Source organism: Nocardioides sp. Soil777 (assembly GCF_001428425.1).
GTDB lineage: Bacteria > Actinomycetota > Actinomycetes > Propionibacteriales > Nocardioidaceae > Nocardioides > Nocardioides terrigena.
Window position 1 is genome coordinate 113,781 of sequence record NZ_LMSN01000015.1, and the last position, 13,717, is coordinate 127,497.

The 13,717-nt window shown below is 72.6% G+C and carries 17 protein-coding genes; 11 read left to right on the plus strand and 6 right to left on the minus strand.

What is annotated here, in order from left to right; translation table 11 throughout:
• Positions 1-28: 28 nt before the first annotated feature.
• Positions 29-1,432 carry a DNA repair protein RadA gene (radA, locus tag ASG88_RS11250; protein WP_056887529.1) on the minus strand — a complete coding sequence of 468 codons (1,404 nt, stop codon included), beginning with the start codon at positions 1,430-1,432 and terminating at the stop codon, positions 29-31.
• A gap of 74 nt (positions 1,433-1,506) precedes the next feature.
• Here radA and ASG88_RS11255 point away from each other — a divergent pair, with 74 nt between their 5' ends.
• Positions 1,507-2,550 carry a LacI family DNA-binding transcriptional regulator gene (locus tag ASG88_RS11255; protein WP_056887530.1) on the plus strand — a complete coding sequence of 348 codons (1,044 nt, stop codon included), beginning with the start codon at positions 1,507-1,509 and terminating at the stop codon, positions 2,548-2,550.
• A 42-nt stretch (positions 2,551-2,592) separates the two neighbouring features.
• Here the strand turns inward: ASG88_RS11255 and ASG88_RS11260 are convergent, their stop codons facing one another.
• The 3 genes from ASG88_RS11260 to ASG88_RS11270 all read right to left on the minus strand — a co-directional run bounded on the left by ASG88_RS11260 (position 2,593) and on the right by ASG88_RS11270 (position 4,794).
• Positions 2,593-3,363: a class I SAM-dependent methyltransferase gene (locus ASG88_RS11260; RefSeq protein ID WP_235534815.1), complete on the minus strand. Its 771-nt coding sequence runs from the start codon at positions 3,361-3,363 to the stop codon at positions 2,593-2,595.
• Positions 3,288-3,926 (minus strand): VOC family protein, encoded by a 639-nt coding sequence (locus ASG88_RS11265; protein ID WP_056887531.1) that lies wholly within the window; start codon positions 3,924-3,926, stop codon positions 3,288-3,290. The genes ASG88_RS11260 and ASG88_RS11265 overlap by 76 nt, the downstream gene beginning before the upstream one ends.
• 91 nt (positions 3,927-4,017) lie before the next feature.
• Positions 4,018-4,794 (minus strand): hypothetical protein, encoded by a 777-nt coding sequence (locus tag ASG88_RS11270; RefSeq protein ID WP_056887532.1) that lies wholly within the window; start codon positions 4,792-4,794, stop codon positions 4,018-4,020.
• Between the two features lie 25 nt (positions 4,795-4,819).
• On the opposite strand from ASG88_RS11270, the gene ASG88_RS11275 reads away from it, so the two are divergent.
• Genes ASG88_RS11275 through ASG88_RS11295 form a run of 5 tightly spaced genes read left to right on the plus strand, consistent with a single transcriptional unit; the run spans position 4,820 to position 8,675 of the window.
• Complete coding sequence (locus tag ASG88_RS11275) at positions 4,820-5,782, plus strand: Ppx/GppA phosphatase family protein (protein WP_056887533.1); 963 nt, start codon at positions 4,820-4,822, stop codon at positions 5,780-5,782.
• On the plus strand, positions 5,779-6,567 hold the full coding sequence (locus ASG88_RS11280) for a sugar phosphate isomerase/epimerase family protein (protein ID WP_056887534.1): 789 nt from the start codon (positions 5,779-5,781) through the stop codon (positions 6,565-6,567). Before ASG88_RS11275 ends, ASG88_RS11280 begins: the two co-directional genes overlap by 4 nt.
• A gap of 20 nt (positions 6,568-6,587) precedes the next feature.
• A complete protein-coding gene (locus tag ASG88_RS11285; RefSeq protein ID WP_056887535.1) occupies positions 6,588-7,181 on the plus strand; it encodes a TetR family transcriptional regulator in 594 nt (197 codons plus the stop codon).
• A 55-nt stretch (positions 7,182-7,236) separates the two neighbouring features.
• A complete protein-coding gene (locus ASG88_RS11290; protein ID WP_200956420.1) occupies positions 7,237-7,941 on the plus strand; it encodes an ABC transporter ATP-binding protein in 705 nt (234 codons plus the stop codon).
• Entirely contained in the window at positions 7,938-8,675 is a 738-nt protein-coding gene (locus ASG88_RS11295; RefSeq protein WP_056887536.1) for an ABC transporter permease, read from the plus strand. The genes ASG88_RS11290 and ASG88_RS11295 overlap by 4 nt, the downstream gene beginning before the upstream one ends.
• Positions 8,676-8,921: 246 nt before the next feature.
• Here the strand turns inward: ASG88_RS11295 and ASG88_RS11300 are convergent, their stop codons facing one another.
• Positions 8,922-9,287 carry a hypothetical protein gene (locus tag ASG88_RS11300; RefSeq protein WP_056887537.1) on the minus strand — a complete coding sequence of 122 codons (366 nt, stop codon included), beginning with the start codon at positions 9,285-9,287 and terminating at the stop codon, positions 8,922-8,924.
• Positions 9,288-9,452: 165 nt separating this feature from the next.
• Between ASG88_RS11300 and ASG88_RS11305 the strand changes: the two genes are divergently transcribed.
• Entirely contained in the window at positions 9,453-10,382 is a 930-nt protein-coding gene (locus ASG88_RS11305) for a proline dehydrogenase family protein (RefSeq protein WP_056887837.1), read from the plus strand.
• 8 nt (positions 10,383-10,390) lie between these two features.
• A complete protein-coding gene (gene proC, locus ASG88_RS11310) occupies positions 10,391-11,194 on the plus strand; it encodes a pyrroline-5-carboxylate reductase (RefSeq protein WP_056887538.1) in 804 nt (267 codons plus the stop codon).
• Positions 11,195-11,281: 87 nt separating this feature from the next.
• Here the strand turns inward: proC and ASG88_RS11315 are convergent, their stop codons facing one another.
• The gene (locus ASG88_RS11315; RefSeq protein ID WP_056887539.1) at positions 11,282-11,785 is read right to left on the minus strand and encodes a general stress protein; all 504 of its coding nucleotides are present in this window, start codon (positions 11,783-11,785) and stop codon (positions 11,282-11,284) included.
• Positions 11,786-11,874: 89 nt separating this feature from the next.
• Between ASG88_RS11315 and ASG88_RS11320 the strand changes: the two genes are divergently transcribed.
• The 3 genes from ASG88_RS11320 to ASG88_RS22635 all read left to right on the plus strand — a co-directional run bounded on the left by ASG88_RS11320 (position 11,875) and on the right by ASG88_RS22635 (position 13,713).
• Positions 11,875-13,053 (plus strand): acetoin utilization protein AcuC, encoded by a 1,179-nt coding sequence (locus tag ASG88_RS11320; RefSeq protein ID WP_056887540.1) that lies wholly within the window; start codon positions 11,875-11,877, stop codon positions 13,051-13,053.
• Between the two features lie 168 nt (positions 13,054-13,221).
• The gene (locus ASG88_RS11325) at positions 13,222-13,428 is read left to right on the plus strand and encodes a helix-turn-helix domain-containing protein (RefSeq protein ID WP_056887541.1); all 207 of its coding nucleotides are present in this window, start codon (positions 13,222-13,224) and stop codon (positions 13,426-13,428) included.
• A gap of 183 nt (positions 13,429-13,611) precedes the next feature.
• Positions 13,612-13,713 (plus strand): 30S ribosomal protein bS22, encoded by a 102-nt coding sequence (locus ASG88_RS22635; RefSeq protein ID WP_008356322.1) that lies wholly within the window; start codon positions 13,612-13,614, stop codon positions 13,711-13,713.
• Positions 13,714-13,717 lie beyond the last annotated feature (4 nt).

Genomic DNA, 13,717 nt, shown 5'->3' on the forward strand with positions numbered 1-13,717 from the left:
ACGGGTACGACGCCGGGCGTCGCGGCGCTCAGTCTAGGGGACGCAATCGGGGGTGGTCGGCCTTCGTGACACGCAGGGTGGAGAGCGCGCCCCACACCGTGCCCTCGGAGATCACCCGGAGCCCGTCGACCATCCGGTGCGACCCCGTCTCGGGCTCGTGCGCCTCCCGCGGCACCACGGCGACCTCGAAGCCGAGCCGCGCGGCCTCGGCCAGGCGCTGCGGCAGGTCGCGCACCCGGCGCAGCTCGCCGGCCAGGCCGATCTCGCCCATCGCCACGACCCCCTTGGGCGGGGCCAGGCCGTGGGTGGCGCTGGCGATGGCCACCGCGACGGCCAGGTCGGTGGCCGGCTCGGTGAGCCGGGCGCCGCCCACGGTCGAGGCGAAGACGTCGTGGGCGTGCAGCTTGATGAAGGCGTGCTGCTGCAGCACGGCCAGGATCATCGCCACCCGGGAGGAGTCGATGCCCGAGGTCGTGCGCCGCGGGCGCTCGAGCGGCGAGGGGGTCACCAGCGCCTGCACCTCGGCGAGCAGGGGCCGACGGCCCTCCATGGTGACGGCCACGCAGGTGCCGGGCACCTGCTGGCTGTGGTGCTCGACGAACAGGCCGGTCGGGTCGGTCACCGCGGTGATGCCGCCGGCGGACAGGTCGAAGCAGCCGACCTCGTCGACGGGGCCGAAGCGGTTCTTCATCGCGCGGACCATCCGGAAGCGGGAGTTGCGGTCGCCCTCGAAGTTGAGCACCACGTCGACGAGGTGCTCGAGGACCCGTGGGCCGGCGATCGAGCCGTCCTTGGTGACGTGGCCGACGATCACCGTGGTGATGTTGCGCGTCTTGGCCACCCGGACGAGCGCGGCCGCGACCTCCTTGACCTGGGTGACGCCGCCGGGCACCCCCTCGATGCCGGGCGCGCCGATGGTCTGGATCGAGTCGATGACCAGCAGGGTCGGGCGCACCTGCTCGATGTGGGTGAGCACGGCCCCGAGGTCGGTCTCGGCCGCGAGGAACAGCTCGTCGTGGACGCCGCCGGTGCGGTCGGCGCGCAGCCGCACCTGCGAGGCGGACTCCTCGCCGGTGACGTAGAGGGTGCGGGTGCGCACCCGGGCGGTCTGGGCGGCCACCTCGAGCAGCAGCGTGCTCTTGCCGACACCGGGCTCGCCGGCCAGCAGGATCGCCGCGCCCGGCACCAGCCCGCCGCCCAGCACGCGGTCGAGCTCGGGGACGCCGGAGGAGCGGAACGTCGCGTCCTCGACCGACACCTGGCCGATGGGCACGGCCGGGCGCGTCACGGGCGAGGCCGTCGTGCGACCGGTCGGTGCGGCGGCCGCCTCGGCGACCGACCCCCAGGCCTGGCACTCGCCGCACCGGCCGACCCACTTGCCGGTCTCCCAGCCGCACTCGGAGCACTTGTAGGCGGCGCGCTGTCTGCTCATGGGCGGCACGCTAGGCGACACCACCGACAGCGCGGTTATGCTGCCCCTGATTGGAACGATCAAGGGGGCCGAACATGTCGCGACCGGAGTCTCGGTTGGGTGCACACCTGCCGGTGTCCCCACCGACGCTGGCCGACGTCGCCGAGCGCGCGGGGGTCAGTCGTCAGACGGTGTCCAACGCCGTCAACAACCCCGACCTGCTGCGTCCCGGCACGCTCGAGCGGGTCCGGGGTGCCATCGAGGAGATGGGCTACTCGCCCAACCGGGCGGCCCGCAACCTGCGCACCCGCACCTCCCAGCTGATCGGCCTGCGCGTCTCGCCGGTCCAGGAGGGCACCGCCAACGCGATGATGGACCGCTTCGTCCACACCCTCGTCGAGACCTCGGCGCTGGCCGGGCACCACGTGCTCCTCTTCACCGGTGACGACGAGGACCCGGTCGCGGGCTACGACAACCTGCTGCGCTCGACCGCGGTGGACGCCTTCGTCGTCACCGACACCTACCTCGGCAACCCGCAGGCCGCCTGGCTCGCCGACCAGCGGGCGCCCTTCGTCGCCTTCGGTCGCCCGTGGGACCGCGCCAGCGCCCGCCACCCGTGGGTCGACGTCGACGGGGCCGCCGGCACCCGGCTCGCGACCGAGCACCTCATCGCCAAGGGCCACACCCGCATCGCCTGGATCGGCTGGCGCAAGGACTCGCCGATCGGCGAGGACCGCCGCGCCGGCTGGCTCACCACCATGCACGAGCACGGGCTCTCGACCACCGGCCTCGCCAGCCGGGTCGAGGACACCGTCCAGTCCGGGGGCGAGGCGGCCGCGGTGCTGCTCGACGAGTCGGAGCCCACCGCCTTCGTCTGCGCCTCCGACACCCTGGCGATGGGGGTGCTCCACACGCTGTGGCTGCGCCAGCTCGCGCCCGGCAAGGACATCGCGGTGGTGGGCTTCGACGACTCGCAGGTCGCGCAGGTCTACCCGGTGGGGCTGACGTCGGTGCGCCAGCCGCTCGAGGACGTCGCGGTCGAGATCGTCAACGCCCTGCAGAGCCTGCTGTCCCACCAGCCGGCCCCCGAGGACGGCGTGCTCCTCACCCCGACCCTGGTCGTGCGCGAGTCCTCCTGACCGGCGTACGCCGCCCGCCGGCGCGGCGCCCGGCGGAGGGGATCAGTACTCCCGCCACCAGAGGTTGACCGCGTAGTCCACCTCGGTGCCCTCGTGGGACGCGAGCACCCGCTCCGCGACCTCGGGGGAGAGCTCGATCCGCACCACCGCCTCGAGGTCCTCGCGCCGCGCGAAGGACCACCCCATGTCCACCGACACCCTGGTCCAGCCGCGTTGCGACCAGAAGCGCTCGACCTCGTCGGGGTCGACCATCGGGTAGCCGAGGCGGAACCACGTCCCGAACGTCGACCGGCTCGCGTCGTTGTCGATCACGAACGCCGTGCCGCCGCGGCGTACGACCCGGTCGAGCTCGGCCAGGCCCGGCTCGCACCCGGGACCGAAGAAGTAGGCCCACCGCGCCTGCACGACGTCGACCGACGCGTCCGGCAGGGGGAGGCGCTGGGCGGTGCCCTGCCGCACCTCGACGTGGTCGAGCCGACGCGTACGACGCCGCGCGAGCGCGACGAGGGAGGCGTGCGGCTCGACGCCGATCACCGTCCGGGCGTGCTCGGCCCAGCGGGGGAGGTGGAAGCCGGTGCCGCACCCGACGTCGAGCAGGACGCGGTCGTCCCAGGACGCGACGGAGCGCATGGCGGCCTCGATGCGGCCGTGCGGGTCCGCGGCGAGGTTCTCGAGCTCGTAGGTCTCCGGGTGGTGCCAGATGTTCGGGCTCGGGGTGGCGCCGCGCCCCTGCTCGCTCAGAGCCGGACGAGCCCGGAGGGCGTCTGGATCTGGACCGCGATGATCCCCGGGGTGCCGTTGGGGGCGACCCACTCCACCTTGATGTCCTCGAGCGGCGCCTCGACGGTCTCGCCGAGCCACTCGCTGACCCGCTGCGGGTCGCCGGCGATCTCGAGCGCGACCAGCGAGAACTCGCTGTCGGCGGCGTTGCTCGGGTGCATCTCGGCCGGGGACTCCCACTGGAGGAAGTAGGGGAGCTGCGGGTCCGACAGCAGGCCGTGGACGCCGATCTGGCGCCAGACGAGCTCCTTGCCGTTGGGCAGGTGCCGGTTGCCCTTGACCGACTCGCGGCCGAGGCGGGTCTCGACGACGGTGATGTCGTCGACGGCCACCACCCAGCCGAGCCAGCCGCCACCGAGGGCGGAGCGAGCACGGACGGCCTGCCCGAAGGGGGCCTTGTCGCTCGCGGGATGGTCCAGCACCTCGACGATCTCGATGTAGGTGCGGCCGTCCAGCGGCATGATCATGTTGCGGGTCCCGAAGCGGGGATGCACGCCGCCGTCGATGAAGTCCTTGCCGAGCTGGCCCCCGATGCGCTGGGCAGTGCTGGCAAGTCCATCCGGTCCGGCTGCGAACGAGAGATGGTCCAGGCGCATGGCTGCATTCTGTGCTGAGGGGTGGGGCGCCGTCACGCCGGGGTCAGGTTGTCTTGACGTCGAGCGAATTTCGGGCGCCGGACGCGCCGGCTCAGCGCGGGTCGGCGGGGTGCAGCGCGAGGGCCGAGCGCGACCGCACGTGCGCGTCGCAGTGGAGCACCAGCTCGCGGTAGCCCTCGGCGCCCATCAGCTCGGTCAGCTCGGGCTCGTGGGTGACGTAGACCGGCTCCGGCGCGACGTGGGCCTCGGTGTTGCCCGAGCAGTACCAGTCGAGGTCGTGGCCCCCGGGTCCCCAGCCGCGGCGGTCGTACTCGCCGATCGAGACCTCGGTGTACGCCGTTCCGTCCTGGCGCTCGACGTTGCGGAACGTGCGCCGGATGGGGAGCTGCCAGCAGACGTCGGGCTTGGTCTCGAGCGGGTTGCGCCCCTGCTCCAGGGCGAGGCCGTGCAGCGCGCAGCCGGCGCCCCCGCCTCCGGTCGAGGGGGCGAAGTCGGCCCGGTTGTGGAAGACGCACGCCGACTGCCCGTCGTACTCGAGGGCGATGGTCTTGCGCTCGCCGTCCTCGTCGGCCTCGACCCAGTCGTCGGTCTCGACAGGTCGCTGCGGGTGGAACTGCCACTGCTCCGGCGTGAGCTGCGCGACGTACGACGCGACGCGCTGCTCGTCGTCCCCGTCGCTGAAGTGCGCACCGAGCGTGCAGCACCCCACGTCGGGGGAGTCGGCGTAGATGCCCTGGCACCCGTTGCCGAAGATGCAGGTGTAGGCCGAGGTCAGCCAGGTGAGGTCGCAGCGGAAGACCTGCTCCTCGTCGGCGGGGTCCACGAACTCGACGTAGGCACGGGGAAACACGAGGTCGACTTCAGGCACTGGCCAAGCCTAGTAGTTTGGCCACATGCGCCTGGGCGTCCTCGACATCGGATCCAACACGGGCCACCTGCTCGTGGTGGACGCCCACGGTGGCGCCGCGCCCCTGCCGGCCTTCTCCTACAAGCAGCCGCTGCGCCTGGCCGAGCACCTCGACGAGTCCGGTGCCGTCTCCGAGGCGGGCGTCGACGCCCTCACGAAGTTCTGCCGGGAGGCCGTGTCCGTCGCCGAGGACAAGGGCTGCGAGGACATGCTCGGCTTCGCCACGTCGGCGGTGCGCGACGCGGTCAACTCCGACGCCGTCCTGGCCCACGTCAACGACGTGACGGAGGTCGACCTGTCGGTGCTGTCGGGGGAGGACGAGGCGCGGTTGACCTTCCTCGCCGTACGCCGCTGGTTCGGCTGGTCGGCCGGCCGGTTGGCGGTCTTCGACATCGGCGGAGGCTCGCTGGAGATCGCCGGCGGTGCCGACGAGGCGCCCGACGTGGCGTGGTCCATGCCGCTCGGCGCGGCCCGGCTCGCCCGCGACTGGTTCGGCGGAGCCCGCCCCGACGACGAAGCGATTCGCCGGCTTCGCAAGCAGATCCGCGCCGACATCGCCCGCGACGCGGGCAACCTGTTGCGCCCGGGTGCGCCCGACCGCGCTGCGGCCACCTCCAAGACCTTCCGCTCGCTGGCCCGCATCTGCGGCGCTGCGCCGAGCGGCGACGGCCCGCTCGTCCCACGCGTGCTCGAGCTCGACACCCTCTCGCAATGGATCCCCAAGCTCATCGCGCTGGACGCCGACGAGCTCGCCGCGCTGCCGGGCGTGTCGCCCAGCCGCACCCACCAGATCGTGCCGGGCGCGCTGGTCGCCGAGGCCTGCATGGACATCTTCGACCTGGAGGCCCTCGAGATCTGCCCGTGGGCGCTGCGCGAGGGCGTCATCCTGGAGCGTCTCGACCAGCTGTCCGTCGTGACCCGGCCCGCGGCACGGCGGGGCGCGTCGTGACCCTCGTCGCGCTCTCGACCGCCTCGGTCTATCCCGAGTCCACCGCCCACGGTTTCGCGTGGGCCGCGCAGGTGGGCTACGACGCCGTCGAGGTGATGGTCGGCGTCGACGCCCTGTCGCAGCAGACCTCCGCCCTCCAGCAGCTCTCCGAGCACCACGAGATGCCGATCTGTGCGATCCACGCGCCGTGCCTGCTGTGGACGCAGCGGGTCTGGGGCACCGAGCCGTGGGGCAAGCTCGAGCGCTCCGCCGAGCTCGCGACCGCGGTCGGCGCCGACGTGGTCGTGGTGCACCCGCCGTTCCGCTGGCAGAAGGAGTACGCCGCCGGCTTCGTCGACGGCATCGCCGCCCTGGAGGAGTCGACCGGCATCGCCTTCGCGGTGGAGAACATGTATCCCTGGCGGGCCTCCCAGCGTCGGGGCATGGAGATGTACCTCCCCAGCTGGGACCCCAGCGACCACGAGTACGCCAACACCACGATCGACCTCTCGCACGCGGCCATCGCGCGTACCTCCGTGATCGAGATGGCCGAGCGGCTCGGAGACCGGCTCCGGCACATCCACCTCACCGACGGCAGCGGCTCGGCCAAGGACGAGCACCTGGTGCCCGGCCGCGGGGCGATGGGGGCCGAGGACTTCCTGGCCCACCTGGCCGCCCGCGACTTCGCCGGCCACATCGTGCTGGAGATCAACACCCGTCGCTGCTCCACGCGCGCCGAGCGGGAGGCGGACCTGCGCGAGTCGCTGGAGTTCGCCCGCGAGCACTTCTCCGTGCCGGCGCGCTGACGCGTCGTACCCTCCCTCGCATGACGCGCCCCTCCCGCGGCCGCCGACCCGGCGCTCCTGACACGCGTGCGGCGGTCCTCGCCGCGGCCCGTGCGGCCTTCGCGGCCAAGGGCTTCGGGGGTACGACGATCCGCGCGGTCGCCTCGGACGCCGGGGTGGACCCGGCGCTCGTGCACCACTACTTCGGCACCAAGGACGATCTCTTCCTCGCCGCGATGGAGCTGCCCGTCGACCCCCGCGAGGTCATCGGCCGGGTGGTGGAGGGACCCGTCGAGGAGGCGGCCGTGCGTTTCCTGCGTGCCTTCCTGTCGGTGTGGGACGACCCCGACGTGCAGCCCGCCCTGCTGGCCGTGGCCCGCGGGGTGATGGACCCGTCGGCCCACCGCCTGCTCAGCGAGGGGTTCCTGCCGGTGGTGATCCAGCCGGTGGGTGCCGCGCTGGGGATCGACCGGCCCGAGCACCGGATGGCGCTGGTCGCCAGCCAGGTGATGGGGCTGATCCTGGTGCGCTACGTGATGCGCGTGGAGCCGGTGGCGTCGCTGACCGGCGAGCAGGTGGTCGCGACGTACGCCCCAACCCTCCAGCGCTACCTCACCGGGGACCTGCCGCCCTGACTCCGGGTCTCCCGACCCTTGACGGGTCGCGGCGGCCGGGAGCACAATTCAACACATGATGAATAACGTCATCGACATACGGGAGCTGGTCGTCGTGCGCGGCGGTCACGAGGTGCTCCCGGGCATCTCCCTGGCCGTGGCCCCCGGCGTCACCGGCCTGCTCGGTCCCAGCGGTTGCGGCAAGTCCACGCTGCTGCGGGCCGTGGTCGGCGTCCAGCGCGTGCGGTCCGGCGGGGTCGAGGTTCTCGGGCTGCCCGCGGGCGACCGACGGCTGCGCGACCGCGTCGGCTACGTCACCCAGGCCGCGAGCGTGTACGACGACCTCACCGTCGCCGAGAACCTCCACTTCTTCGCCCGGGTGCTCGGGGTCGACCGTGCCGAGGTCGACGAGGCGATCGCCGCCGTCGACCTCACCGACCGTCGCGACCACGTGGTGGGCAACCTCAGTGGGGGCCAGCGCAGCCGGGCCAGCCTGGCCGTCGCGCTGCTCGGCGACCCCGACGTGCTGGTGCTCGACGAGCCGACCGTCGGCCTCGACCCGGTCTTGCGCCGGGACCTGTGGCGGCTCTTCCACCGGCTCGCGGACAGCGGCAAGGCCGTGCTCGTGTCGAGCCACGTGATGGACGAGGCGGACCGGTGCGACCGGCTGCTTCTGATGCGCGAGGGCCGCATCATCGCCGACGGCACGCCCGCCGAGATCCGCGGCGGGGCGCGCGACATCGAGGCGGCCTTCCTCCAGATCGTCGAGGGAGCGGCATGAGCGCCCGGGTGACGCTCGCCGTCGCGGGCCGGGTGCTCACGCAGGTGCGTCGCGACCACCGCACGCTGGCGATGCTGCTGCTGCTGCCCTGCCTGCTGATGACCCTGCTCTGGTGGATGTTCGCGGACCTGCCCGGGGACGTCTTCGACGGGATCGGCCCTGGCCTGCTCGCGATCTTCCCGTTCACCGTCATGTTCCTGGTGACCAGCGTGACCACCCTGCGGGAGCGGGGCAGCGGGACCCTCGAGCGGTTGCTGTCGATGCCGATGGGCAAGCTGGACTTCCTCCTCGGCTACGCCCTCGCCTTCGGGCTGCTCGCCGCCGTCCAGTCGGCGCTGGCGGTCGGGGTGAGCGTCGGCCTGCTCGGCCTCGAGGTCAACGGCCCGGTCTGGCTGCTCGGCGTGGTGGCGGTGGTCGATGCCGTGCTGGGCACGGCGCTCGGCCTGCTGGTCAGTGCCTTCGCGGACACCGAGTTCCAGGCGGTGCAGTTCATGCCGGCCTTCGTCATCCCGCAGCTCCTGCTGTGCGGGCTGTTCGTCGCCCGGGAGTTCCTGCCACCGGTGCTGCAGGCCATCAGCGACGTGCTGCCGCTCTCCTATGCCGTCGACGCCATGCAGGAGCTGGTCGGGGCGGCCGACCAGGCGAGCGTGTGGGCGGACGTCGCGGTCGTCCTCGGCTTCGCGCTCGCCGGGCTCGCCCTCGGCGCCGCGACCCTGCGGCGGCGTACGGCCTGAGCCCGCTCCGCCGCCGCACCCGGCCCGCCCGGCTCCCCGCAACTGGCGGCGGACGACAGATCGGCGGCTGATGCGGATGGCGTACGCCGCCAGCTGTGGGCGCCCGCCTGGCCACGGACCGCTCCTCCGCCCCTCTCCTCCGTGACTGGCGGCGGACGACAGGCCGGCGGCGGATGGGGGTGTCGTACGCCGCCACCTGCGGGCGCGCTCGGTCCCACCGGCGCGTCCCCTGCCGACGCAGTCCCGTCAGGCGGGGCGCGGGGCGGCGGAGCGGAACAGCCAGGCGGAGGCGGCGTACAGCCCGGCGAACATCGCGCTGAGCGCGAGCACGTCGACGACCGAGCCCTCCTCCTGCCACCCGGCCGCCACCGCCACGACACCGGCGACGAGGGTGAGCCCGGCAGCCACGGCGAGGGCGCGCGCCGTACCGGCCGGGCGGAAGCGGGCGGCCGCGGCCCCCACGAGACCGACCAGGGCGGCGGCGAGGTACATGAGGTCCGGCGGACCGCCGTCGCCGACGATGCCCAGCGCCCCGACCCCGAAGAGCAGCACCAGGAGCGTTCCCGCCCACACGGTGGCGGCCAGGACGTAGCGGGTGCGGGCGGTGCGCATGGGGTCTCCTCGGCGGGCGAGCGGCTGGTCAACCGACCGTAGGTCGCCGTCCGGCCGGAGAGGTGGAGGAGTCGTGGAGGTCCTGTGCAGGGGGCTGGTGCGGGCGGATGGCACATCCTGAGGAGGCCGTCCGTGGCGTCTCGGCGTAGCCTGTGCGCCATGCCTCTGCTCCGCCAGCCGATCCTGCTTCTCGCCAAGAGCGAGCAGGTCAAGAAGCTCGTCAGCACCATGCCCGTCTCGTCGGGCATCGTCACCAGCCACGTCCCCGGTGAGACCACGGACGACGCCGTCACCGCGACCGCCGAGCTGGTCGACGGCGGCCTCTACGTGACCCTCGACTTCCTCGGTGAGGACACCCTCGACCTCGCCCAGGCCGAGGCCACCGTCGCGGCCTACAAGGACCTGCTGGCCGAGCTCGCCCGCCGCGGCCTCGCCGCCAAGGCCGAGGTCAGCGTCAAGCTGAGCGCGGTCGGCCAGGCGCTCCCGGAGAACGGCGAGAAGGTCGCTCTGGAGAACGCGCGCGAGATCTGCCGCGCGGCCCGCAACGCCGGCACCACGGTCACCCTCGACATGGAGGACCACACCACCACCGACTCGACCCTCGGCATCCTGCGCGAGCTGCGCAAGGACTTCCCCGAGACCGGTGCCGTGCTGCAGGCGATGCTGCACCGCACCGAGGCCGACTGCCGCGCGCTCGCCTACGAGGGGTCGCGCGTCCGGCTGTGCAAGGGCGCCTACCACGAGCCCGAGAGCGTGGCCTTCCAGGACCGGCTCGACGTCGACAAGTCCTACGTCCGCTGCCTCAAGGTGCTGCTGGCCGGCCAGGGCTACCCGATGATCGCCAGCCACGACCCGCGGATGATCCAGATCGCGTCCTCGCTGGCCAGCCGCTACGGCCGCCGCCCGGGGACCTACGAGTTCCAGATGCTCTACGGCATCCGGCCCGAGGAGCAGAAGCGCCTCGCGGAGACCGGCGAGACCGTGCGCGTCTACGTCCCGTACGGCGAGGAGTGGTACGGCTACCTCATGCGCCGGATGGCCGAGCGCCCGCAGAACCTCACCTTCTTCCTCCGCTCGCTGATCTCCAAGAAGTAGGACCGCCGATGCCCCAGACCGCGATCATCGGCGCCGGCGTGATGGGCGAGACCCTGCTCTCCGGACTGGTCCGGGCCGGGCGTCGCGTCGACAACCTGCTGGTGGGGGAGAAGCGACCCGAGCGGGCCCGCGAGCTCGAGGAGCAGTACGGCGTCGCCGTGGTCTCCAACGCGGAGGCGGCCCGCAAGGCCGACACCGTCGCGCTGGTGGTCAAGCCGCAGGACATGGCGGCCGTCCTCGACGAGATCGCCGGCGAGCTGCGACCCGGCCAGCTGCTGGTCAGCCTGGCCGCGGGCATCACCACCGCCTTCATCGAGTCGCGCGTGCCCGAGGGCGTCGCGGTCGTGCGCGTCATGCCCAACACCCCGGCGCTCGTCGACGAGGGCATGGCGGCCATCTCGCCCGGCTCGCACTGCGACGACGGGCACCTGGCCGAGGCCGAGTCCCTGATGGCCTCGACCGGCAAGGTGCTGCGGATCCCCGAGCGCCAGATGGACGCGGTCACCGCGATCAGCGGCTCGGGACCGGCCTACATCTTCTTCGTCGTCGAGTCGATGATCGAGGCCGGCGTCCACCTCGGTCTGCCGCGGGCGACGGCCACCGAGCTGGTCATCCAGACCCTCTACGGCTCGGCCACCATGCTGCGTGAGACGGGCACCCACCCGGTCGTGCTGCGTGAGCAGGTGACCTCGCCGGGCGGCACCACCGCGTCGGCGTTGCGCGAGCTCGAGATCCACAAGGTGCGCGCCGCGTTCCTCGCGGCCATGGAGGCAGCCCGCGACCGCTCGCGCGAGCTCGCCGAGGGCGCCTGAGCCTGCACGCTCCGGGCAGCTCGGGCCGACCGGCCGCCCACCGGGCGTGCGCCGGGGGGCCGGGTCGCGAGCTGCCCGCGCCGTGCGTCAGCCCGCGGCGTGCGGGTCGGGGAGCAGGCCCGGCGTGGCCGCCAGGATGGTGCGCGCGGCCTCGCGGTGCTTGTGCTCGACGAGCACCTCGTAGCGGGTGGCGACCACGGCGGTCACCGAGCTGAAGTCACGACGCCCACGCGTGGCGGCGTACCCGATCAGGCCCCAGACGAGGCCGAAGAGGGCGCCGAAGGCCGCGGTGGACAGCAGGACGCTGAGCAGGTCGTCCTCGACCCACAGGGCGAGGACGAGGCCGACGAAGACGCCGAACCACAGGCCCGACACGGCTCCAGCGAGCGCGACCCGGCCCCAGGTGAGGCGGCCGGTGACCCGCTCGATGCGCTTGAGGTCGGTGCCCACGATCAGGAGGTTCTCGACCGGGAACTCCTCGTCGGAGAGGTGGTCGACGGCGCGCTGCGCCTGCTCGTAGGTGTCGTAGACGGCCAGCGACTGGGGGTAGTCGAGGTCGAGGCCGGTGCCGCGGGTGGTCGTGGTGTCCATGCGACGAGTCTCCCACCCGGTGGGAAAGGTGGCTCTCACGCCGCGGGTGCCCGCCGCCCACCGGGCGCGTTGCGGGTAGCGTCCGTCACATGGAGTGCTCCGGTCCCGCGTCCGTCGTCTTCGACAAGAGCCTCGTGGAGTACGACTTCGGCCCCGGCCACCCGATGTCCCCGGTCCGTGTCGACCTGACGATGCGCCTCGCCGAGGAGCTCGGCGTCCTCGAGCACGTCCGCATGGTCGAGGCACCGGTCGCCGACGACGACCTCATCGCAACCGTCCACGACCGCAGCCTGATCGCCGCGGTCACCCGCTGCGGGACCGAGGGCGGGGAGGACGCCGAGCACGGCCTCGGCACCGACGACGACCCCGTCTTCCGCGACATGCACAAGGCCGCGGCCCACGTCGTCGGCGCGACGGTCGAGGCGTTCCGCCAGGTGACGAGCGGGGAGTCGCTGCACAGCGCGAGCATCGCCGGCGGTCTCCACCACGCGATGGCCGACCGCTCCGCGGGCTTCTGCATCTACAACGACATCGCCGTCGGCATCCAGACGCTGCTCGACCAGGGCTACCAGCGCATCGCCTACGTCGACGTCGACGTCCACCACGGCGACGGGGTGGAGCGGATCTTCTACGACGACCCGCGGGTGCTCACCATCTCCCTGCACGAGACCGGTCAGATGCTCTTCCCGGGCACCGGCTTCCCCCACGACAGCGGCGGTCCGGGTGCCGAGGGGACGGCGGTCAACGTCGCCCTGCCGCCCGGCACCGCGGACGCGGGCTGGCTGCGCGCCTTCCACGCGGTGGTGCCGCCGGTGCTGCGCGCGTGGGAGCCGGAGATCCTCGTGACCCAGCACGGCTGCGACTCCCACATGGAGGACCCGCTCGCCCACCTGATGCTCACCGTCGACGGCCAGCGGGCGGCGTACGTCGCGCTCCACGAGCTCGCCCACGAGGTCGCGGAGGGGCGGTGGGTGGTCACCGGCGGTGGCGGCTACGCCCTGGTCGAGGTCGTGCCGCGCGCCTGGACCCACCTGCTCGCGATCGTGGGCGGGCACCCGATCCCGCCCGAGACCCCGACGCCGCCCGGGTGGCGGTCCCACGTCAGCGAGCTGCTGGACCGCACCCCGCCGCACCGGATGACCGACGGTCGCACGCCGGCCTACCGGGACTGGGCCGACGGCTACGACCCCGAGACCTGGTTGGACCGCGCGATCATGGCCACGCGGACCGAGGTCTTCCCGCTGCACGGGCTCGATCCCTACCCCTGATCGACGCCCCCGAGGGCAAAATCAACCCGACACGCCGCTGGTCCCACAAGTTTCAGGAGTGATCCTCTTCCCCACGGGTCACACAGGCCCTATTGTCGCGGCAGAGCGCCACGAACTGTGACACCGGTGGGGAAGCCGGTGCCGTGGCAACAGAAGGATCGGTGCATCATGGCCCCCAACTCACCCGGCGACATGTCGGACGTCGTGTTCCTCACGATCGCCGAGGTCGCCGCGAAGATGCGCGTCTCGAAGATGACCGTCTACCGCCTCGTCCACGGTGGGGAGCTCCCCGCCGTGCGCGTGGGTCGCTCCTTCCGCGTGACGGAGGACGACGTCAACGAGTACCTCCGCAAGAGCTTCTACAACGCCGGCTGACCCAGTCCGGCACGTCCCTCCGACCGACGTCGGCCCCTCCTGGAGGTGTGGCCGGGTGCGAGCCCGGACACACGATTCTCCACCGTCCGGTGCTGCCAGTAGGCTGTGCTGGTCGCGCGGGCACCTGCCTGCGCGCCGCACGTGCGCAGGAGTGCTCGTGCGACGCACGTGAAAGGTTTCCCTGTGGGTTCTGTCATCAAGAAGCGGCGCAAGCGCATGGCCAAGAAGAAGCACCGCAAGCTGCTGAAGAAGACGCGCGTCCAGCGTCGCAAGCTCGGCAAGTAGGTCC